Source organism: Thioclava sp. 'Guangxiensis' (genome assembly GCF_045348365.1).
In the GTDB taxonomy this organism is placed as follows: Bacteria; Pseudomonadota; Alphaproteobacteria; order Rhodobacterales; family Rhodobacteraceae; genus Thioclava; species Thioclava kandeliae.
This window is the reverse complement of record NZ_CP155822.1, coordinates 624,573-645,608: the sequence shown is the minus strand read 5'-3', so window position 1 is coordinate 645,608 and position 21,036 is coordinate 624,573. Positions and strand designations below refer to the sequence as shown.

Genomic DNA, 21,036 nt, shown 5'->3' with positions numbered 1-21,036 from the left:
TTAAAAGGACTCTATGTTTCCCAGTCCTAGCGCACGGATCTTTGAAAAAGGTTATCAGGCCAGCATCGGGTGGATATGCAGGCACCGGGGGTAGGTCCCGCGGTGCCTGGCAGAGGATTCAGGCGGTTTTGGGCAGTCCCAGACCGTGCAGCGCCTCTTCGATTTCGGTCAGGACCGCTGGATCATCGATTGTGGCGGGAAGCTTGTAGGGCTGGCCATCCGCGATCTTGACCATCGTCGCGCGCAGGATCTTGCCGGAGCGCGTTTTGGGGAGCCGGTCGACCACGCAGGCGGTCTTGAAGGCCGCTACGGGGCCGATCTTCTCGCGTACGAGGCCGAGGCATTCGCGGATGATCTCGTTATGTGCCCGCCCGCAGCCCGCATTGAGGCATAAAAACCCGAGCGGCATCTGGCCCTTCAGCGCGTCCGAGACCCCGATCACCGCGCATTCCGCCACATCGGGATGGGAGGCCAGAACCTCCTCCATCGCGCCGGTCGAGAGGCGGTGGCCCGCCACATTGATGACGTCATCGGTGCGGGCCATGATATAGACATAACCGTCCGCATCGATATAGCCCGCATCGCCTGTCTCGTAAAAGCCCGGGAAATGTTCCAGATAGCTTTTGCGGAACCTGTCCTCGGCATTCCACAGCGTGGGCAGCGTTCCGGGGGGCAGAGGCAGTTTGATGGCAATCGCGCCCAGCTCGCCCTGCGGCATGGGATTGCCCTCATCATCGAGGATATGGATGTCATAGCCCGGCATCGGCACCGAGGGGCTGCCCGGTTTGGTGGGTAGGGTCTCGATGCCGATGGGATTTGCCGCGATTGCCCAGCCGGTCTCGGTCTGCCACCAGTGGTCGACCACCGGCACGCCCAGATGTTTCTGCGCCCATTCCACCGTCGCGGGGTCGGCCCGCTCGCCGGCTAGGAAGATCGCCTGCAGGTCATGCAGCTTGTAGCGCCGGATCCATTCGCCATCGGGGTCCTCGCGGCGGATGGCGCGAAGGGCTGTGGGCGCGGTGAAGAAGCTCTTGATCCGCTGGTTCTGGATGATGCGCCAGAAGACGCCCGGATGCGGCGTGCCCACGGGTTTGCCTTCGAACACCACCGTGGTGGCACCTGCCAGAAGCGGTCCGTAGCAGATATAGCTATGGCCCACGACCCAACCCACATCCGAGGCCGCCCAGAACCTGTCGCCCGCCTCGATATTGTAGATCGCCTTCATTGACCATTGCAGCGCGACCAGATGGCCCGCCGTATGGCGCACCACGCCTTTGGGCTGGCCGGTGGTGCCGGAAGTGTAGAGGATATAGGCGGGATGGTTGCCCTCGACCGGTACGCATTCGGCAGGGCGCACGCCATACTGGAAACCGTGCCAGCTGAAATCGCGCCCGTCGACGAGCTTGGCGACCTCCTGCTCGCGTTGCAGGATGACGCAGAATTCGGGTTTATGGGCGGCCTGATCGATCGCCTGATCCAGCAGCGGCTTGTAATGGACCACCCGATTGGGCTCGAGCCCGCAGGAGGCGGCGATGATCGCCTTGGGGGTGCAATCATCGATCCTTACCGCCAACTCGGTGGCGGCAAAGCCCCCGAAGACGACCGAATGGATCGCGCCCAGCCGTGCCACGGCGAGCATGGCGATCACGGCTTCGGGGATCATCGGCATATAGATGATGACGCGGTCGCCCTTTTCGATGCCACGCATCCGCAAGGCCCCTGCAAGCGAGGCAACGCGGTTCTGTAATTCCTTATAGGTGATACCCTTGGTCGAATGGGTGATCGGGCTTTCGTGCTGGATCGCAATCTGATCGCCGCGCCCTGCCTCCACATGGCGGTCGACGGCGTTCCAGCAGGTATTCACCATCCCGTCGCTGAACCATTCATAAACGGGGGCCTTCTCGTCGAACAGGGCCTTGCTCGGGCGTTTCTCCCAGTCGATGCCGCGGGCGGCCTGCATCCAGAACCCGTCCGGATCCGCCTTCCAGCCCTCATAGACCTCTTTATAATTCATGGGTTCCTCCTCCTACCTCCCTATTTGGTAGGATGCAGGACGAACCCTAGCAACAATGTTACCGCTGAAGTTGCGCCTTTGCCGAAAATATTTGCATAGTCATGCGCGGAAATACGAGAATAATTTGCAAATTGACGAAGGGGAAGGTGGGCCCTGTAAATTCTGTCGATATTTGCAAAGCGCATGAAAAAGCGGGACGCCCGAGAGCGCCCCGCTTTCCGGAAACCGGTGCCGATCAGCTGTAATGCGCGACCGGCGTGCCCGCGATGGCCGACATGTTCAGAAGACCGCGGGTGGTGATCGACGGCGTCACGATATGGGCCTTGTTGCCCATGCCCATCAGGAGCGGGCCGACTTCGAGCCCGTTGGCCTTCATCTTCAGGATGTTACGCACACCCGAGGCCGCATCTGTATTGGCAAAGACCAGCACGTTGGCGGCGCCCTGCATACGCGAGCTGGGCAGCAGGCGCTCGCGGACCGATGCGTCGAGTGCCGCGTCCACATGCATCTCGCCCTCGAAGCAGAAATCGACCTCATGCGCTTCGAGCAGATCCATCGCCTCGCGCATCCGGCGGCCCGAGTCGGTGTCGAGATTGCCGAACTGGCTATGCGAGCAGAGCGCGATCTTCGGCTCCAGACCGAAGCGACGCACATGGCGAGCCGCGCCGATCACCGCTTCCATGATCTGGAGCGGCGTGGGCGAATGGTGCACATGCGTATCGGCGATGAACAGCGGCTCGTCCTCGAGGATCATCAGCGACAGCGCCCCCACCGGATGCAGGCCCCCGCGCGCAAGGATCTCGCGCACATATTTCAGGTGCCAGCCATATTGGCCGAAGGTGCCGCAGATCATCGAATCCGCCTCGTTACGATGCACCATCACGCCCGCAATCGCGGTGGTATTGGTGCGCATGATCGCCCGCGCCAGATCGGGCGTGGTGCCACGGCGCGCCATCAGCTCGTGATAGGTGCCCCAGTAATCGCGGTAGCGCGGGTCGTTCTCGGGGTTCACGATCTCGGTCTGGTTGAGATCCAGCGTGAGGCCCGCCCGTTCGCAGCGCATCTGCATGACCTCCGGACGGCCGATCAGGATCGGCGTATCGGTGGTTTCCTCGATCATCGCCTGCGCCGCGCGCAACACGCGCTCGTCCTCGCCCTCGGCAAAGACGATCCGGCGCGAGGCCTGGGCCGCGGCCTCGAAGACCGGACGCATGAGCAGGGCGGATTTGAAGACCGAGCTATCGAGCTTCTGCTTGTAGGCCTTGATATCGGGCAGCGGGCGCTCGGCCACGCCGGTTTCCATCGCGGCCTTTGCCACAGCGGTCGCCACGATGCCCATCAGACGCGGATCGAAGGGCTTGGGGATCAGATAATCCACCCCGAAGGTCAGCTTTTCGCCCTGATAGGCCGCGGCCGCCTCGGCAGAGGTGGTGATACGCGCCAGTTCAGCGATCCCTTCGACGCAGGCGATCTTCATCGCGTCATTGATCTCGGTCGCACCCACATCCAGCGCACCGCGGAAGATGAAGGGGAAGCAGAGCACGTTATTGACCTGGTTCGGATAATCCGACCGGCCCGTGGCCATGATCGCATCGGGCGCCACTGCGCGCACCTCTTCGGGCATGATCTCGGGGGTGGGGTTGGCCAGCGCGAGGATGATCGGCTGTTTGGTCATCTTCGCGACCATCTCGGGCTTCAGGACACCCGGACCCGACAGGCCGAGGAACAGATCCGCACCGTCGATCACCTCGTCGAGGGTCCGCAGGTCGGAGTTCTGAGCATAGGCGGCCTTATGCGGGTTCATGTCTTCGTTGCGGCCCTCATGGACCAGACCATGAAGGTCGCACAGCCAGACATTCTCGCGCTTCACACCGAGTTTGAGCAGCATGTTGAGGCAGGCAATGCCCGCAGCCCCGCCACCGGTGGACACGATCTTGATATCCTCGGGCTTTTTGCCCGCGATCTTCAGCGCGTTGGTGACAGCCGCGCCCACCACGATGGCGGTGCCGTGCTGGTCGTCATGGAAGACCGGAATATTCATCCGCTCGCGGCAGATCTTTTCCACCACGAAACAGTCGGGGGCCTTGATGTCCTCGAGGTTGATCGCGCCGAAAGTGGGCTCCATCGCGCAGACGATCTCGGCCAGTTTCTCGGGGTCGGATTCGTTCAGCTCGATATCGAAACAGTCGATATTGGCGAATTTCTTGAACAGAACCGCCTTACCTTCCATCACGGGTTTCGAGGCGAGCGCGCCGATATTGCCAAGGCCCAGAACGGCGGTGCCGTTCGAGACCACGGCCACAAGATTGCCGCGCGCGGTGTAGCGGGCGGCATCTTTCGGCTCTGCCTTGATCTCGAGGCAGGCCTCGGCCACGCCGGGGCTATAGGCACGGGAAAGGTCGCGACCGTTTGCCATGGGCTTGGTTGCGCGGATCTCCAGCTTACCGGGCTTGGGGAATTCGTGGTAGTCGAGCGCCGGATGGCGCGGCTTGTCGGACCGGATGTCTTCCATTCTTGCCTCCGATGAGAGTTGGTTTGGTATTAAACTATTTTCTCGTGGGGTCAAATGGCTGTTGGGGCGAATTGTCGCAGGTCTCGCGCGGGCCGCATCACTTCGGCGTGGGGGCGGGCCGTCTGTGCGGGGAGGCGGGGCCTTGCATCGCCTGTCTACTCGGCGCAGAGTCCGGTCAAACAGTCTGCTGACCCGGAGATGATGGGATGACGCTTCTCGATGCTGCGCGCAAGGTGCGCGAAAATGCCTATGTGCCCTATTCCAACTTCAAGGTCGGGGCGGCGCTACGCACGGCCTCGGGAACGGTCTATGTGGGCGTGAATGTCGAGAACGTGGCCTATCCCGAAGGCACCTGCGCCGAAGCGGGCGCGATTGCGGCAATGGTCGCGGCAGGCGAGACCGAGCTGGCCGAAGTCGCTGTCATTGCCGATAGTCCGACGCCCGTCCCGCCCTGTGGCGGCTGCCGCCAGAAGCTGGCCGAATTCGGCGCCAAAGACACGCCGGTTACGCTGGGCACGTTGTCGGGTGCCACGCTGAAGACGACAATCGGCGATCTGCTGCCCGGCCAATTCGACAAGAGCCATATGGACAACGCCTGATGGATGCGCGCCGTGTGATCGAGACGGTCCGCGATGGCTGTGGCCTGAGCGTGGAGGCCGCTGAATGGTTCACTCGCGGGCTGGTGGACGGCTCGGTTGGAGATGCGCAGGCAGGGGCCTTTGCGATGGCTGTCCTGTGTCGCGGGATCGGCACCTCGGGACGGGTGGCGCTGACCGAGGCCATGCGCGACAGCGGCCGCGTCATGCGCTGGGATTTGGGCGGGCCGGTGGTCGACAAACATTCGACAGGCGGTGTGGGTGATTGCACCTCGCTCCTGCTGGCACCGGCGCTTGCGGCCTGCGGCGCCTATGTGCCGATGATTTCGGGACGGGGTCTGGGCCATACGGGCGGCACGCTCGACAAGCTGGAGGCCATTCCGGGCTATACGGTCAATCCCGACGAAGAAAGCTTCCGCGATCTGGTGGCCGCGGTCGGCTGTGCGATTATCGGCGCCAATGACCGGATCGCGCCCGCAGACAAGCGCCTTTATGCGATCCGCGACATCTCCGGCACAGTGGAAAGCATCGACCTGATCACCGCCTCGATCCTGTCGAAGAAGCTGGCGGTGGGGCTTGATGCATTGGTGCTGGATGTAAAAACTGGCTCGGGCGCGTTCATGGCGGGGCATGACCAGTCCCTCGGTCTGGCGCAGGCGCTGGTCGATACGGCCAATGGCGCGGGCTGCCGCACCTCGGCGCTGATCACCGATATGAACCAGCCTTTGTCCTTCGCGGCCGGCAATGCGCTCGAGATCATCGAGGTGATGGAAACGCTGACCGGCAATCAGGTCAATGAGGCGCTGTGGGATGTGGTCTCGGCCCTAGGTGGCGAGGCTTTGCTGCTTGCGGGGCTGGCCAAGACAGCCGATGAGGGATCGGCGCGGATTGATGCCGCACTCGAGAGCGGGCGCGCGGCCGAGGTCTTCGGGCGGATGGTGGCTGGGCTTGGCGGGCCCAATGATTTCGTCGAACATTATCTCGACCGGCTTCCCTCTGTGCCGGTAATGCGTCCTGTGCCGGCACCGCACCGTGGCTATATCGCGCGGATCGACACGCGCGCCTTGGGCGAGACGGTGGTGCAGCTGGGCGGCGGGCGGATGAATGCGGGCGATCGCATCAATCCGGGCGTCGGCCTGTCGAGCCTTGCGATGATCGGCGAGGACCGCGAGCCGAACGAGCCGCTGGCGATGGTTCATGCCGCCACCCCCGAGGCCGCCGAACGCGCGGTTGCGCGGGTGCAGGCCGCCTATCAGCTGAGCGACAGCCGCCCCGAAGAGCCACCGCTGATCCATGAGAGGCTTGCCTGATGACCCGCGCCTTCCTGATCGTGATGGACAGTGTGGGGATTGGTGGTGCCCCCGATGCCGATGCGTTTTTCAATGATGGCACACCCGATACCGGCGCCAATACGCTCGCCCATATCGCGCAGGCCTGTGCGCAGGGGCGTGCCGAAGACGGGCGCTCTGGCCCGCTGCGGATGCCAACGCTCGACCGGTTGGGGCTGGGGGCGGCGGTGCGGCTCGCCTCGGGCGAGGTGGCCCCCGGGCTTGGGGCCGAACCGCAAGGGGCATGGGGCGCGGCCAGCGAGATCTCCAAGGGTAAGGACACTCCTTCGGGTCATTGGGAGCTGGCGGGTGTTCCCGTGCCATGGGACTGGGGCTATTTCCCCGACAAACAGGACAGTTTCCCGCCGGATCTGGTGGACTTCGTGGCGCGATGCGCGGGCACGGAAGGGATCTTGGGCAATTGCCATGCCTCGGGCACCAATATCATCGAGGATCTGGGCGACGCGCATATCCGCACGGGCTGGCCCATCTGCTATACCTCTGTCGATAGCGTCTTCCAGATTGCGGCGCATGAGGAGACCTTCGGCCTCGAGCGTCTTCTGCAGCTTTGCCGCGACATCGCCCCGCGTCTGCACGGGATGAAAATCGGGCGGGTCATCGCGCGGCCCTTCACCGGCAGCGAAGGCAGGTTTATCCGTACACCCAACCGCCGCGATTTCGCCATTGCTCCGCCCGCCCCCACGCTTCTGGACTGGGCGCACGATGCGGGCCGCACGACCCATGCAATTGGTAAGATCGGCGATATCTTCAGCCATCGTGGCATTGCCCATCTGCACAAGGGCAAGAATGATGCCGATCTGATGGATCATCTGGTGCGGCTGGGGACAGAGGCGGAAGAGGGCAGTCTGACCTTTGCCAATTTCGTCGAATTCGACAGTCTCTGGGGGCATCGGCGCAATGTGTCGGGCTATGCGCGGGCGCTCGAATGGTTTGACCGGGGGGCGGCGCGCTTCCTCGAGACGCTGCGTCCGGGCGATCTGGCGATCTTCACCGCCGATCATGGCAATGACCCGACCTGGGCGGGCACCGACCATACCCGCGAGCGGGTGCCCGTGCTCGCGGCGGGGCTCGGGGTGCGGGCGCTGGGGCAGGTGGGGTTTGTCGATGTGGCGGCCTCGGTTGCCGGCCATCTGGGCCTTTCCGTGCCAGCTATGCAAAAAACGGGGAACAGCTTCCTTTTGCACAGTCCCGTTTGATAGCATAAGGGACAGACCGAACCGTTCCGCAGGGAAAGCCACAAGAAGGAGAGGCCAATGGGCCAGCATCTCACCGTCGTCGATCACCCGCTCGTCCAGCACAAGCTGACGCTCATGCGCAAGGCCGATACCTCCACCGCATCCTTCCGCCAGCTGCTGCGCGAGATCAGCCTGCTTCTGGCCTATGAGGTCACCCGCGATCTGGAACTGACCACCTTGCGCATCGACACCCCGATGCAGCCGATGGATGCGCCGATCCTCGAAGGCAAGAAGCTGGCACTGGTGTCGATCCTGCGCGCGGGCAACGGGCTTCTGGACGGGATCCTCGAGCTGATCCCCGCCGCGCGCGTAGGGTTTGTGGGCATGTATCGCGACCCCGAGACGCTCCAGCCGGTGGAATATTACTCCAAACTGCCGAACCTTCTGGAAGAGCGCATGACCATCGTGGTCGATCCGATGCTGGCCACGGGCAATTCCTCGGTCGCCGCCATCGATCTGGTCAAGAAGAAGGGTGCCAAGAACATCATCTTCCTCTGCCTGCTGGCAGCCCCGGAAGGCGTGGCCCGCATGAAGGAAGCCCATCCCGATGTGCCGGTTGTGACGGCGGCGCTCGACGAATGCCTCAATGACCACGGTTATATCGTGCCGGGTCTAGGGGATGCGGGTGACCGTATCTTTGGCACCAAATAAGCCGTTTGAGCTTTACTTGCGGCCCGTCCTCATTCATCTTTAGGTAACTTCTACCTCGAGGATGGAATATGCGTATGGGCCGCCTGTTGACGAGCACTGTGATCCTAGCGGTTCTGGGCACGGCCGGAGCCGCTTTTGCCCAAGAGAGCGCCCCCGCCGAACTTCCTCCTGCCTCCTACAAGGGGCGGCAATATGTGGATAGTCAGGGCTGCGTCTTCGTGCGGGGTGGCTTTGGCAATGTGGTGCGCTGGGTGCCGCGCGTGAATCGTGACCGCACGCCGATCTGTAACTACAAACCTACTTTCGGCAGCAATGAGAAGGTTCTCGATATCGCGAAATCCGCGCCCGAGGCCACGCCTGCGCCCGTGGAGAAACCCGCGCCCGCGCCGAAAATGGCCGCCAGCACGCCTGCCGCGAAACCCGCCGCCAAGCCCGCGTCCGATCCTCTGGCAGGCTATACCGGCGGGCGGAATGCGCCGATGCCCACCATCGCGCTGACCACCACTCCGCCGCGGATCGGACGTGCGGTTGCGACAGCGCAGCCCGTGCCTGCCGCAGGTCAGGTGCCCGCCCCCGTTGCCACGGCCCAGAACGCCATGCCGAGCCGCGTCGCCACCACGATTGTGGCACAGAGCAGCGCACCGGCCTCCGGCTATGTCTCGCCCTATATGGTGCAGGGCGCCGCGCCTGCGGTGACCATTGCCAGCACGCAGGTGGTGGCAGGCGCGACGACGAGCTGCCCCAACAGCCCCGCCCAGGCCACCCGTTATATGCTCAGCGATGGGCGCTCCGTGTTGCGCTGTGGCGCTCCGGTGCAGGATCCGGCCAGCTTCATCAACACCGCGAATGTCGGCAACCTGACAGTCCGGACGAGCAGCAACCCGTCGGGCGGTTACCAGTCGCCCTATGTCGCCGGTGGTGTGGCGGTGGCACAAAACGCCCCGGTTCCGTCGCGCGCCAAGATCAACCATAACACCACCCGTCTGCCCGCACCGGTGCCGAGCAGCACCGAGACCGTGACGGTCGGGGCCAGTTCGCAGCAAGCCTATGCCGCCAGCTCGCCCTATGCGATCCCGCGCGAGGTCTATGTGAAGACGCCGAATGCGCCGGTAAGCCTCGCGCCGGTGGCGATTTCCTCCTCGAACCCGGGTGGATACGAGCCCGCCTTCGATGATGGTCGCCTGAACCCGTTCCGCGGGCCGCGCACGACCTCGGGCGATGCGCAGATGCGTCAGCTCTGGGATGACTCCGTGCCCGCCAAGCTGATCCCCTATCCTACGGCCTATGCAGCCCCCCAGCCGTCCGTGCAGGTCTCTGTCTCGTCAAAATCCCCGCGCACCGCACCCGCGCCGAAAACGCGCAAGGTGGTCGCCTCGGGGCGCTTCGTGCAGGTTGGGGCCTATGCGGATGCCTCGAATGCGGCCTCGGCCAAGGCCCGCCTGCGGGCCAGCGGCCTGCCGGTGGCCTCGAGCCGCACGTCCAAAGGGCTGGTGATCGTCTATGCGGGTCCCTTCGATGGCGGTTCCATTTCCGGTGCTCTGGGCACGGCCCGTCAGGCCGGTTTTCGCGACGCCTATATCCGCTAAGGGTTCGACCGATCTGTAAGAAAGCCGGCCCCGTGAGGCCGGCTTTTTCATTCGGTGTTGCAAATATCCTGTAATGCGACCCACTGGCTGTCATCGAGAAGCGGCATCGGGGCAGGGGCGCCCTTGAACGGATCTGCCTCGATCAGGGGCTGCACCTTTTCGCCCGAGGGATCGAGCGCATAGGCATAGGGGGTCGAGGAGACGCCGACCGTCTTGAAGGCCGCCAGCAGCGCGGTGCTGTCGGGCAGTGGTGCGGATTGATTCAGCATCACACTGTCATAGCCCGTCAGATCATCGCTCCCCAATGCCCCCGTTGTCAGGAGCCGGAACGCCGCGCCGATCCCCGCCCAATCGAGCAGCCGCCGCAGCGGATCATGCGCCTGAGCATCGACCTCGGCGGTGATGATCGCGCCTGCGGCCACCTCGGGGGTATCGTATTTCTCCAAGAGATCCTGACCCATGATCACGATCCCGCCGGGCAACCAGCGCACACCGCTCACACCTTCGGGCAGAACGGCAATGCCTGCGGTGCCGGGAATGCGGGCGGCCAGCTTGCGCAGGGCTTCGTTGCCTGCCTCGCCGCCACAGGGGGCGCCTGTGCGTTTGACGAGATCGCGTAGCAGATGCTGACCGATCTCCTGACGTGTCGGGGGCGGGGCCACGGAGGCCGCATGGCTGATCAGTGCGCTGGGGAGCCAGAAGCCCCCCCCACCCAGCACAGCCACCGCGAGACTGGCATAGAGCACGCCGCGCAGCCGTCCAGGATGGGGTTTGCGCGCGGCGATCACTTGATGGACGCGCTCGATGGCGTCGATCATCGTTTCTTCCTCGATCTCGAGGCGTTCATCGGTCTCTTCGGAGGGCGCATAGATGGCGGGACGCTTGCCCGGATTGATCCGGACCATTGCCGGCAGCGACCAATGCGAGATGAAGCGGGTTTCCTTGACCTCGGACAGGACCAGAGAGGCGCGACCGAAAGAGAGGATGACCTCTTGCGGAGCGGCCTCGGCACTTTGTGTCCAGCGACCAGTCGCCTCGAGGCGATCATATTTCGGTAGGGAAACCATCTGCTACGTTTCTGTTCTTATCATTGCCATTAAAGATAGACGAACGCGGTGCAGGGTCAATCAGGTTGATTGCCGTGTCTTATGGGAAGGAGGCGAATCCCATTGCCCAAAGCCGGCATTGTGCGGCAGATTGGGGGAATGATCGTCTCGCATGGCCGCCGCTATATCTTCGTCCATATTCCCAAGACTGCAGGCACGGCGCTTGCGCTCGCGCTGGAGGCGCGGGCGATGGCCGATGATCTGATGATCGGGGACACGCCCAAGGCCCTGCGTCGCCGCAAGCGTGTGGACGGGATGCGGATGGCGGGGCGGAAGTGGAAACATGCCACACTGTCGGACGGGATCGGTCTCTATACGCCCGAGGAAGCGCGCCGGTATTTTACCTTCACGCTGGTGCGCAACCCGTGGGACAGGTTGGTGAGCTACTATCACTGGCTGCGGGGGCAGGGATTCGACCATGGGGCGGTGTATGCGGCAAAGACCTATGGTTTCGGGGCGTTTCTTGCCCAACCGCTGATCCGGCGCAGCCTTCAGGCGCATTCCTACGCCAGCTATATGCGGCTGCCCGATGGAGGGCTGTGCTGTAGCAGCTTCATCCGGCTCGAGCATTTTGTCGAGGATGTAGCGGCGCTGGAGGCGCATTTGGGGTTTGCGCTTGGCGTCTTGCCTGTCGCCAACCGTTCCGAGCGCGAGGCGGATTACCGTCGGTATTATGATTCTTCCTCGGTCGATCTTGTGGCCGAGATCTGCGCCGAGGATATCGCGCAATTCAACTATAAATTTAATCGTTAACGGACTGAATTTCTAAATGGATGCCTCATTTCGAAGCTTTTGTCTTTAAAGAGAAGGGTTTCCGTAAGGTTTCGCCTTTAATTAACCTTAATTGCGCCGTCGTATTTCCACTACGCAAGGTTGAAACTAGCGTCAGTTCCCCTCGGAGTTGAGGGACTTAGCGATGGAGTTTGGTTGTGTTTGGGTTGAGAACTGGTTCGGAAGTAAAAAATCCTGCTGTGCGGTCTGCCTTCGACACGCGGCCAAATGCACGGCAGATGTTCGCCGCATCTTCGGAAGGCAAGACAGAAGGGCTCTGTGAAGGGACATTGGTGCTGACCAAATTCGGGTGGCGCGCGGTCGAGACGCTTCAGGCCGATGACGAGGTCATGACGTTCGATCATGGATATCGACCCTTGCGCCGGATCGCACGGTCGCTGTCTTTGGCGGGGAGCGCGGATTGTCCCGATCACGGACAGCTCGTTGCGGTTCCGGCACAGGCTTTGGGTAATCGCGATGCGATCGTCTTGCAGCCAAACCAATATGTGATGATCGAGAGCGATATGGCCGAGGATGCGTTTGGCGATCCCTTCGTTCTGGTGCCTGCCCATGCGCTCACCGGCTATCGCGGTATCGCGCGGGCCGATACTGCACAGCGCCTGTCCGTCTACACGCTGCAATTTGCCGATGACGAGGTCATCTATGTTAACGGGGCGGGGCTGGTGCATTGCGGCGGCACTTCGACCGCAGGGCTAGAACAGCTGATCGGGGGCAATCTGCCCTCCTATATCTCCCTTCCTGTCGAGGCGGCGCGTGCCGTGATTGACGCGCTCAAGGAAGGGGATGAAGCCGGCCAAGAGGATGACGCCGCGCTCTGAAAAGCGCGGCGTTGGTTTATGCCGGAGGGCAAGGCTGCCACCTCCCTCCGGCATGCCTTTTGCTGATGATCAGGCTTTGCGCTCGACCAGTTCCGCCTTGAACAGGCTCAGGCGGGCCGACAGATTATCCTCTCGGAAAACCGAACTGAAATTCTCGAAGATGAATGTAAGCGCTTCGTCCTGCGACAGCCCCGCCTCCTGCGCAAAACGCTGGAGGCGGCGATAGCCGTCATTGGTCATGGCGGCAGGGAAGCGGCGGGTTAGTCTGAGGCGTTTGGGCATTGCGATCCTGCTGTTTTTCTCTCGTTAACCGGAGAATATGGCAAGATTTTGAGTGCATGGACAGAAGAAGGCCGGAGTGGTAGGGGCGGGTCCGGTGATCCTGGGCTTTCGGCTTTGCCAGAGTGGATGGCGGCCGGCCGTGGAAAATGGGTCGGACCGGTGGACGGCGCCCCTACCTTTGTCTTGTCTTGCAGGCCAGCTCAGGCGGCCGAGCTCTCCGCGCGGCGTTCCTGCAGCTTGCCTTCGCCTGCCGAGATTTCCGCATCCAGCTCGTTGATCGCCGCGGCCAGTTCGTCGCGTTCCCGCTGCATTTCCTGCAGGCGGACGCGCGCGAGCTTCAGTGTTTCGGTTAGCTGGGTCACCTGATTGTCGCCGATGCTGTAGAGATCCAGCAGCTGCCGGATATCCTCGAGGCTGAAGCCAAAACGCTTCCCCCGCAAGATCAGCTTGAGACGGGCCCGGTCGCGGCGGGTAAAGAGCCGCTTCTGGCCTTCTCGTATCGGGAACAGGAGTTCCTTGCTCTCATAGAACCGGAGTGTGCGCGGGGTTACCTCGAAGGCGTCGCACATCTCGCGGATCGTCATTACTTCATTTTCCATCCGTGCCTCACACAGTCTAATGCACAGGTAGCAGAGAAATTTCCACCTATGCGTTACTCGATATTTGAAAAAAATGCGCTTGTGGTGCAGCGCGTTATGCCCGACTGGACAGAATGTCGTGACATATAAAAGGCTTTGAATATAAGGTGAAAGCCGGAGCACCACCTAGAGGCGATATGCCTTCCCAAGGGTAAAAGATCAAGTTTCTTTCATGTTACTTACTCTGGGTAAGCGCTTGTTCGCGCAGGTTCCTCAACTCGTCAATCGTCTTGTCCAGCTCGCTGCGCTGCTGTTCCAGAACCACCAACTGACGCTCGGAAAGCTCCAGAAAGACACGTCTTTGCTCGTCCGTTCCGTCGGTATCATATATCTCGAGCCACTGGCGCAGCTCCTCCAGAGAGAAGCCGAACCGTTTCCCGCGCAGGATGATCGTCATCCTTGCGACTTCCCTTGGACCATAGAACCTTTTACGCCCCTCACGCATGGGCGCGAGCAGTTCAATGTATTCGTAATAGCGCAGCGTTCGAGGAGTGACGTCGAATTTTGCACACATTTCCTTCAGGTTGAGCATACGCCTCCCCATTCGTCTCAGTGGCGATACGCTAACAGCACTGGCCGTTATTTCAACCGCAATCAGCGGTAGCATCCCGGAGGTGAAGGCCCTTGTATTGGGCGCGCGGGGGCAGATACTGTCCGCGAGAAAAAGATGGAGACAGTCCATGACCGATAATAATAAGCCAACATATGATGGCAAAAGCAGCAATTTTTTGATGAATTCTTTCCTTGAGGGCCTTCCCCACTGCAAATCTCTGGATATGCGGATGGTCGAGGTCTCCGAAGGGAAGGCACGTATGGCGTTGCCATATAACGAAAAATTGATCGGAGATCCGGAGACCGGCGTTGTTCATGGGGGCGCGGTTTCCGTGCTGATGGATACCTGTTGTGCAACGGCGGTCATGGCCCATCCCGCAAACCCCCAGAGCACCGCGACGCTCGATCTGCGGATCGATTATATGCGCCCGGCCGTTCCGGGGCAGACGATCACCGCCTCGGCCGAGGTTTACCGCATCTCGCGCAGTGTGGCGTTCGTGCGCGCGATCGCCCGCGACGAGAGTGGCGGGCCCGATGATGTGCCTGTGGCGCAGGCGACCGCAGCTTTCACGGTCTATCTGCCCGAGGAGGCGGCCCAATGAAAACCCGTCTGTCCCCCGAACCCGTTCAGGTCATCAAGAAACGCCGCGACGAGGCGCTACGCCAGCTGGTGGCGGCAGTGCCCTATATCAATTTCCTCGGCGTCGAGTTCGACCGCCGTGGAGACGAGCTGACCGCGATCCTGCCCTATAAGGACAGCCTCATCGGGGATGCCTCGGTGCCTGCATTGCATGGTGGTGCAACGGCGGCCTTCATGGAGATCACCGCGATCATCGAGCTGAGCTGGTCCACGCTCTGGCCGGAATTCGAGAAGGAGAAGGTCACGCTCGACCGTATCCCGCCGATGCCCAAGACCATCGATATCACGATGGATTATCTGCGGCCCGGTCTGCCGCGCGATGCCTATGCGCGCGCAAGGGTCACCCGTTCGGGGCGGCGCTATGCCAGCGTCTTCGTCGAGGCGTGGCAGGATAACCGCGCGCGTCCCTTCGCACAGGCAACGGGCCATTTCCTGATGCCCGAACCTGCCGATCTGGCCCGATAAGAGACGCCCTCCGTGACAGGTTCCCAAGCGATCACGCATCGCCGCGTTCTGGCCATCGCCCTGCCGGTGGTCCTCTCCAATGTGACGGTGCCGCTTCTGGGGCTTGTCGATACGGCGGTCGTGGGGCAGCTGGGTGAGGCCGCGCCGATCGGGGCTGTTGGGGTGGGGGCGGTGATCTTGTCCTCGCTTTATTGGGTCTTCGGGTTTTTGCGAATGGGCACGACGGGGCTCGTGGCTCAGGCGCATGGGCGCGGGGACAGGGTGGAAACCGCCGCAGGGCTCTTGCGCGCGCTCCTGATCGCGCTGGTCGCGGGTCTGGTGCTGATCGCATTGCAGGGATGGCTCTTTGAACTGGCGTTCCGTCTGGCGCCTGCCAGCGACGCGGTCGAGAGCCTTGCGCGTGACTATCTCGCGATCCGCATCTGGGGGGCGCCCGCCACGATCGGGCTTTACGGGTTGATCGGCTGGCTGATCGCGCTGGAACGCACCCGCTCGATCCTGCTGATACAGGTGGCGATGAATGCGCTGAATGTGGGGCTGGATTTCCTCTTCGTGCTGGGGCTTGGCTGGGGCGTCGAGGGCGTGGCATGGGCGACGCTGATCTCGGAGGTGCTTGGTGCGCTCGGGGCGCTCTGGCTGGCACGCGGGGCTTTCGTGCCTGCCGCAATGCGGATTGCGCGGCTCTTCGACAGGGTCGAACTCATGAAGCTTCTCCGGGTCAATACCGATATCATGATCCGTTCCGTGCTGCTGCAGGCGAGCTTTACCACCTTCCTGTTCCTCTCGGCAGGGCGGGGGGATGTGGCGCTGGCGGCCAATCAGGTGCTCTTGCAGTTCCTGCAGATTACGTCCTTCGCACTGGACGGTTTCGCCTTTGCTGCCGAGAGCCTTGTGGGGCAAGCGGTGGGCGCGGGCTCCGTGGCGCGGCTGCGTCGCGCAGGCGGGATCAGCGGAATCTGGGGGCTTGGCTTCTCGCTGGCGCTGGGGCTGGTCTTCGCGGTTGCGGGCGGGAAACTCATCGACGTCATGGCACAGGCCGGAGAGGTGCGCAGCGTGGCGCGGGATTATCTGCCATGGCTTGTGGTGATGCCGCTGGTGAGTGTCGGCAGCTATATCCTTGACGGGATCTTCATCGGGGCGACCCAGACGCGGGCGATGCGCAATGCGATGATCGTGACCGTCACGATCTATGCCAGTCTGCTGTATGTGATGGTGCCGCTCTGGGGCAATCACGGGCTCTGGGGCGCGCTGATGGTGCTGAATTTCCTGCGCGCGCTCACTTTGGGCGGGCTCTATCCGGGGCTCGAGCGGCGGGTGGCCACGAGTTAGTGGACGATCTCCATCGTCTTGGCGGCAATGAGCGCGACAACGGCATAGCGACCGGTCTTGGCCAGAAACACGATCGGAATGAACTGCCATAACGATTTCCGCAAGATGCCCGCGATAAGGCAGATCAGATCACCGCCCGGCGCCCAGCTGAGAAACAGCAGCCAGTTGCCCCAGCGCTCGAACCAGCGATGCCCGCGCTCGAGCTGTTTCTCGCTGGCGGGAAACCATTTCCGGTCGCGCCAGCGGGTGACGCCCGCACCGATGTAATAGGTAATCAGCGCGCCAAGCGTATTCCCGATGCCCGCAATCACGATCATCAGGCCGATCGGCGCGGCATCAGCCGTCTGCATTGCGACAAACACGATTTCGGATTGTGCAGGGATAGGGGTCGCCGCCAGCAGGCCGGAGAAGAACAGGCCGGCAAGGGAGGCGGTGAGATCGAACATGCAATGGTCCTGTCGATGGCGGTCAGGTGAGGCCGCTAAACTGAAACGGGCGATGGCATGGAAATGCCTCGCCCGTCAAACTGGTTCCGTGAGTGGTGGTCCGGCTCAGCTTTGGTCGTCTTCGCGCGGCTCACGCGGGGGGCGGCCGACAACATCGCGCAGCGCATCCAGCTCGATGAAATTATCGGCCTGACGGCGCAGCTCGTCCGCGATCATTGGCGGTTGCGAACGGATTGTCGAAACGACCGAGACGCGCACGCCCTGACGTTGTAGTGCCTCGACCAGCGGGCGGAAATCGCCATCACCGGAGAAGAGCACGGCATGGTCGAGACGGGGCGCAAGCTCCATCGCATTGACCGCCAGCTCGATATCCATATTGCCCTTCACCTTCCGGCGACCCATGGAATCGGTGTATTCCTTGGCGGGTTTGGTTACCATCGCATAGCCGTTGTAATGCAGCCAGTCGACCAGCGGGCGGATCGGGGAGTATTCCTCGTTTTCCAGCAGCGCGGTGTAATAGAAGGCGCGTACCAGCTTCCCGCGACGTTCGAATTCCTGACGCAGGAGCTTGTAATCAATGTCGAACCCGAGCGATTTCGCCGCTGCGTAAAGATTCGAGCCGTCAATGAACAGCGCAAGCCGTTCGTCTTTGTAGAACATGAAATCAAATTCCTTTCTATTTCACACTCGCTACAACCAAAAGCATCTAGAGTGGTGTGGTTAGATGCTCGAAACTCATCTACTCATTAGACTTCGCGAGTGATATCGCTGTCAGATAGCAATGCAATATGATCATGGGTATCTGTCTAAATGGATAGTAACACGATTATCATCGCCTTTGGGGCCAATGTTCCTTCTGCACTCGGTAGCCCATCTGATGCAATCAAGGAAGCCTTCAAGCGCTTATGTGATGCGTCACTTCGCCCATCGGCAATGTCTCGCTTTTATCGGTCGCCTGCCTATCCGGCGGGAAGCGGTCCGGATTTTGTCAACGCCTGTGGATGTTTCGAGGTATCCGGCAGCCCTTATGACGTATTGTATTTATTGCATGAAATTGAGGCGGAGCTGGGACGGACGCGACTGGTGCGATGGGGCGCGCGGGTGATCGATCTGGACCTGATCGCCTATGGTGACAGGGTCTTGCCGGAAGAAATGACGTTGCGTCACTGGAGAGGGCTTCCCTTCGAAGAGCAGCAGATCGCCACCCCGCAGGAGTTGATCCTGCCCCATCCACGTCTTGAAGACCGCGGATTCGTGCTGATTCCCATGGCCGAGGTCGCCCCGAACTGGCGTCATCCATTGACCTTGAAGACGGTCCGTCAGATGATCGCGGAGCTGCCTGCCGCGCAGACCGAGGGGCTCACGGCCTTCGATCCGGCGCAGTTGTGTGAATGAGCGCTTGTCAATCGTGACGTTTCTGCCTATGTAGGCGGTTCAGACATTCCCCGAGATCCGACTGGAGTGACATATGGCCCGCGTGACGGTTGAAGATTGCGTTGACAAAGTCCCGAACCGTTTCGAACTGGTGATGCTTGCTGCCCATCGTGCACGCGAGATTGCGGCTGGTTCTGCCCTGACGGTTGATCGTGACAACGATAAGAACCCGGTTTGCGCCCTGCGCGAAATCGCCGACGAGACCCAATCCGCAGATGATCTGCGCGAGCGTCTGATCGAGGCGAACCAGACCCAGATCGAAGTCGACGAACCCGAAGACGATCAGATGGCACAGCTGATGTCGGGCGAGCCCGCCACGGCAGACAAGCCCGCCGATGATGACATGAACGAAGAGCGGATGCTGCGCGCGCTGATGGAAGCGCAAGGCCGCGAGTAATCTGAACTTACGAGAAAATGCGGAACGAGCGTAAATGATCGATGTCGAAGACCTGATCGCGCTCGTTCGCAATTACAACCCGCAGACCGATGACGGGTTGATCCGTGCCGCCTATAGCTACGGGCTACAGATGCACGAAGGGCAGTTCCGCCGGTCCGGCGAGCCCTATTTCACGCATCCGGTTGCGGTCGCCGCGATCCTGACCGAGATGCGCCTCGACGATGCGACCATCGTCACCGCCCTTTTGCATGACACGATCGAAGACACCCGCGCCTCCTACAAGGAGGTCGCAGGGCTGTTTGGCGAGCCTATCGCCGAGCTGGTCGATGGCGTGACCAAGCTGACCAATCTGCAGCTGTCCTCTTCCGAGACCAAGCAGGCGGAAAACTTCCGCAAGCTGTTCATGGCGATGTCGAAGGATCTGCGGGTTATTCTCGTGAAACTGGCGGATCGTCTGCATAACATGCGCACGATCAAGTCGATGAAGCCCGAGAAGCAGGCCCAGAAAGCCCGCGAGACCATGGAGATCTATGCGCCGCTGGCAGGGCGTATGGGGATGCAGTGGATGCGCGAGGAGCTGGAGGATCTGGCCTTCAAGGTGCTCAACCCCGAGGCGCGGACTTCGATTATCCGCCGCTTTGTCGGGCTGCAGAAAGAGACGGGGGATGTGATCCCCAAGATCTCGGGCGACATCCGTCTGCTGCTCGAAGAGGCGAAAATCGACGCCGATGTGTTTGGCCGTGCCAAACGCCCCTATTCCATCTGGCGCAAGATGGAGGAGAAACAGCTCGCCTTCTCGCGCCTGTCCGACATCTACGGCTTCCGGGTTATCACCAAGACCGAGGCCGAATGCTATCGCGTGCTTGGGCTGATCCACCATCGCTGGCGCGCTGTGCCGGGGCGGTTCAAGGATTATATCAGCCAGCCCAAAACCAACGGCTACCGCTCGATCCATACCACCGTATCGGGGCGCGATGGCAAACGTGTCGAAGTCCAGATCCGCACCCGCCAGATGCACGAGGTTGCCGAATCGGGTGTGGCCGCCCACTGGGCCTATAAGGACGGGGCGCGCTCGTCGAACCCGTTCGCGGTCGATCCGGCGCAGTGGATCGCGACCCTGACCGAGCGTTTCGGCGAGGGCGATCACGAGGAATTCCTCGAGACCGTCAAGCTGGAGATGTATTCCGATCAGGTCTTCTGCTTCACCCCAAAAGGCGATGTGGTCAAGCTGCCCAAAGGCGCCACCCCCATCGATTTCGCCTATGCCATCCACACACGGATCGGCAATTCCTGCGTGGGCGCGAAGGTTGACGGTATCCGCGTGCCTTTGTGGACGCGGTTGAAAAATGGCCAATCCGTTCAGGTGATTACGGCCTCCGGCCAGCGCCCGCAGGCGACATGGCTCGATATCGTGGGCACGGGACGCGCGCGGGCGTCCATCCGCAAATCCCTGCGCGAGGAAGACCGGACCCGCTTTGTCAAACTGGGCTCCGAGCTTGCGCGTGTGGCCTTCGAGCATGTGGGGCGCAAGGTCTCCGACAAGGCGCTGCGCACCGCCGCCAAGGCTTTGGGGCTGACCGACGAGACCGAGGTGCTAGCGCGGCTGGGGTCGGCGGAGATCACCTCGAGCGAGGTGATCAGCGTCCTTTACCCTGAACTGATCCATCGCCGCGAGGAGACCATCGAGCCGACGCGTGCCGTGATCGGCCTCGGCGCCGATCAGAGCTTCACCCGCGCAGGCTGTTGTCAGCCGCTTCCGGGCGAGCGGATCGTGGGTATCACCTATCGCGGCAAGGGCGTGGTCATCCATTCGATCGACTGCCCGGCGCTGGAGGATGTGGAGAGCGAACCCGAGCGCTGGGTCGATCTGCATTGGCAGGGCGGCCAGCATCCGCCGGTCTATACCGCTTCGCTGAAGGTCACGATCTCGAACGATGCAGGTGTGCTGGGGCATATCTGCACCCTGATCGGCCAGCAACGGGCGAATATCTCGGATCTGAATTTCGTGGACCGGAAACCGGACTTTTACTCTTTGATCATAGAGGTGGAGTTGCGGGATATGGAGCATCTCCACCGCCTGTTGACAGCGCTCGAAGCCGAAACAGATGTGGCACAGGTGGAACGCTGGCGCGATTTATCGCATAAGCCCTGACGATTGGCGGTTGCGTCTACCTTGTAAGCGGGCCTTGATGGT

Annotated in this window: 21 protein-coding genes; 13 read left to right on the top strand and 8 right to left on the bottom strand. The window is 61.8% G+C overall.

Annotated elements, in window-relative coordinates; translation table 11 throughout:
• Nucleotides 1-118: 118 nt before the first annotated feature.
• Nucleotides 119-2,014: a propionyl-CoA synthetase gene (locus ABEB22_RS03165; RefSeq protein ID WP_406870799.1), complete on the bottom strand. Its 1,896-nt coding sequence runs from the start codon at nucleotides 2,012-2,014 to the stop codon at nucleotides 119-121.
• Between the two features lie 235 nt (nucleotides 2,015-2,249).
• Nucleotides 2,250-4,526: an NADP-dependent malic enzyme gene (locus ABEB22_RS03160; protein WP_339114301.1), complete on the bottom strand. Its 2,277-nt coding sequence runs from the start codon at nucleotides 4,524-4,526 to the stop codon at nucleotides 2,250-2,252.
• 206 nt (nucleotides 4,527-4,732) lie between these two features.
• On the opposite strand from ABEB22_RS03160, the gene ABEB22_RS03155 reads away from it, so the two are divergent.
• The 5 genes from ABEB22_RS03155 (at nucleotide 4,733) to ABEB22_RS03135 (ending at nucleotide 9,943) form a co-directional block, all read left to right on the top strand.
• Entirely contained in the window at nucleotides 4,733-5,125 is a 393-nt protein-coding gene (locus ABEB22_RS03155; protein ID WP_339114302.1) for a cytidine deaminase, read from the top strand.
• Entirely contained in the window at nucleotides 5,125-6,432 is a 1,308-nt protein-coding gene (locus ABEB22_RS03150; RefSeq protein WP_406870798.1) for a thymidine phosphorylase, read from the top strand. Before ABEB22_RS03155 ends, ABEB22_RS03150 begins: the two co-directional genes overlap by 1 nt.
• Nucleotides 6,432-7,667, top strand: coding sequence for a phosphopentomutase (locus ABEB22_RS03145; protein ID WP_339114304.1), 1,236 nt, complete (start codon nucleotides 6,432-6,434; stop codon nucleotides 7,665-7,667). The genes ABEB22_RS03150 and ABEB22_RS03145 overlap by 1 nt, the downstream gene beginning before the upstream one ends.
• A 57-nt stretch (nucleotides 7,668-7,724) precedes the next feature.
• Nucleotides 7,725-8,357 (top strand): uracil phosphoribosyltransferase, encoded by a 633-nt coding sequence (gene upp / locus ABEB22_RS03140; RefSeq protein WP_339114305.1) that lies wholly within the window; start codon nucleotides 7,725-7,727, stop codon nucleotides 8,355-8,357.
• Nucleotides 8,358-8,425: 68 nt separating this feature from the next.
• Entirely contained in the window at nucleotides 8,426-9,943 is a 1,518-nt protein-coding gene (locus ABEB22_RS03135) for an SPOR domain-containing protein (RefSeq protein WP_406870797.1), read from the top strand.
• 47 nt (nucleotides 9,944-9,990) lie between these two features.
• Here ABEB22_RS03135 and ABEB22_RS03130 read toward each other — a convergent pair whose 3' ends face one another.
• Nucleotides 9,991-11,010: a hypothetical protein gene (locus ABEB22_RS03130; RefSeq protein WP_406870796.1), complete on the bottom strand. Its 1,020-nt coding sequence runs from the start codon at nucleotides 11,008-11,010 to the stop codon at nucleotides 9,991-9,993.
• A 138-nt stretch (nucleotides 11,011-11,148) separates the two neighbouring features.
• Between ABEB22_RS03130 and ABEB22_RS03125 the strand changes: the two genes are divergently transcribed.
• Nucleotides 11,149-11,802 (top strand): sulfotransferase family 2 domain-containing protein, encoded by a 654-nt coding sequence (locus tag ABEB22_RS03125; protein ID WP_406871116.1) that lies wholly within the window; start codon nucleotides 11,149-11,151, stop codon nucleotides 11,800-11,802.
• A gap of 257 nt (nucleotides 11,803-12,059) precedes the next feature.
• On the top strand, nucleotides 12,060-12,659 hold the full coding sequence (locus ABEB22_RS03120; RefSeq protein WP_406870795.1) for a Hint domain-containing protein: 600 nt from the start codon (nucleotides 12,060-12,062) through the stop codon (nucleotides 12,657-12,659).
• A gap of 69 nt (nucleotides 12,660-12,728) precedes the next feature.
• Here the strand turns inward: ABEB22_RS03120 and ABEB22_RS03115 are convergent, their stop codons facing one another.
• The 3 genes from ABEB22_RS03115 to ABEB22_RS03105 form a co-directional block, all read right to left on the bottom strand.
• Entirely contained in the window at nucleotides 12,729-12,941 is a 213-nt protein-coding gene (locus tag ABEB22_RS03115; protein WP_339114310.1) for a hypothetical protein, read from the bottom strand.
• A gap of 200 nt (nucleotides 12,942-13,141) precedes the next feature.
• Nucleotides 13,142-13,540, bottom strand: a complete 399-nt coding sequence (locus ABEB22_RS03110; protein WP_339114311.1) for a MerR family DNA-binding transcriptional regulator — start codon at nucleotides 13,538-13,540, stop codon at nucleotides 13,142-13,144.
• Nucleotides 13,541-13,754: 214 nt separating this feature from the next.
• Nucleotides 13,755-14,123 (bottom strand): MerR family DNA-binding transcriptional regulator, encoded by a 369-nt coding sequence (locus ABEB22_RS03105; RefSeq protein WP_406871115.1) that lies wholly within the window; start codon nucleotides 14,121-14,123, stop codon nucleotides 13,755-13,757.
• A gap of 187 nt (nucleotides 14,124-14,310) precedes the next feature.
• Between ABEB22_RS03105 and ABEB22_RS03100 the strand changes: the two genes are divergently transcribed.
• Genes ABEB22_RS03100 through ABEB22_RS03090 form a run of 3 tightly spaced genes read left to right on the top strand, consistent with a single transcriptional unit; the run spans nucleotide 14,311 to nucleotide 16,565 of the window.
• Nucleotides 14,311-14,733, top strand: coding sequence for a PaaI family thioesterase (locus ABEB22_RS03100; protein ID WP_339114313.1), 423 nt, complete (start codon nucleotides 14,311-14,313; stop codon nucleotides 14,731-14,733).
• Nucleotides 14,730-15,236, top strand: coding sequence for a PaaI family thioesterase (locus tag ABEB22_RS03095; RefSeq protein ID WP_339114314.1), 507 nt, complete (start codon nucleotides 14,730-14,732; stop codon nucleotides 15,234-15,236). Before ABEB22_RS03100 ends, ABEB22_RS03095 begins: the two co-directional genes overlap by 4 nt.
• A 12-nt stretch (nucleotides 15,237-15,248) precedes the next feature.
• The gene (locus ABEB22_RS03090; protein WP_406870794.1) at nucleotides 15,249-16,565 is read left to right on the top strand and encodes an MATE family efflux transporter; all 1,317 of its coding nucleotides are present in this window, start codon (nucleotides 15,249-15,251) and stop codon (nucleotides 16,563-16,565) included.
• On the opposite strand, the gene ABEB22_RS03085 is transcribed toward ABEB22_RS03090, so the two are convergent.
• Nucleotides 16,562-17,011 carry a YqaA family protein gene (locus ABEB22_RS03085; protein ID WP_350936206.1) on the bottom strand — a complete coding sequence of 150 codons (450 nt, stop codon included), beginning with the start codon at nucleotides 17,009-17,011 and terminating at the stop codon, nucleotides 16,562-16,564. The two genes, ABEB22_RS03090 and ABEB22_RS03085, sit on opposite strands and share 4 nt — an antisense overlap.
• A 105-nt stretch (nucleotides 17,012-17,116) precedes the next feature.
• Nucleotides 17,117-17,671 carry an NYN domain-containing protein gene (locus tag ABEB22_RS03080; protein WP_339114317.1) on the bottom strand — a complete coding sequence of 185 codons (555 nt, stop codon included), beginning with the start codon at nucleotides 17,669-17,671 and terminating at the stop codon, nucleotides 17,117-17,119.
• A gap of 150 nt (nucleotides 17,672-17,821) precedes the next feature.
• Here ABEB22_RS03080 and folK point away from each other — a divergent pair, with 150 nt between their 5' ends.
• The 3 genes from folK (at nucleotide 17,822) to ABEB22_RS03065 (ending at nucleotide 20,994) form a co-directional block, all read left to right on the top strand.
• Nucleotides 17,822-18,406: a 2-amino-4-hydroxy-6-hydroxymethyldihydropteridine diphosphokinase gene (gene folK / locus ABEB22_RS03075; protein ID WP_339114318.1), complete on the top strand. Its 585-nt coding sequence runs from the start codon at nucleotides 17,822-17,824 to the stop codon at nucleotides 18,404-18,406.
• Between the two features lie 73 nt (nucleotides 18,407-18,479).
• Entirely contained in the window at nucleotides 18,480-18,842 is a 363-nt protein-coding gene (rpoZ, locus tag ABEB22_RS03070; RefSeq protein WP_339114319.1) for a DNA-directed RNA polymerase subunit omega, read from the top strand.
• Between the two features lie 34 nt (nucleotides 18,843-18,876).
• Nucleotides 18,877-20,994, top strand: coding sequence for a bifunctional (p)ppGpp synthetase/guanosine-3',5'-bis(diphosphate) 3'-pyrophosphohydrolase (locus ABEB22_RS03065; RefSeq protein WP_339114320.1), 2,118 nt, complete (start codon nucleotides 18,877-18,879; stop codon nucleotides 20,992-20,994).
• The last annotated feature ends 42 nt before the right edge of the window (nucleotides 20,995-21,036 follow it).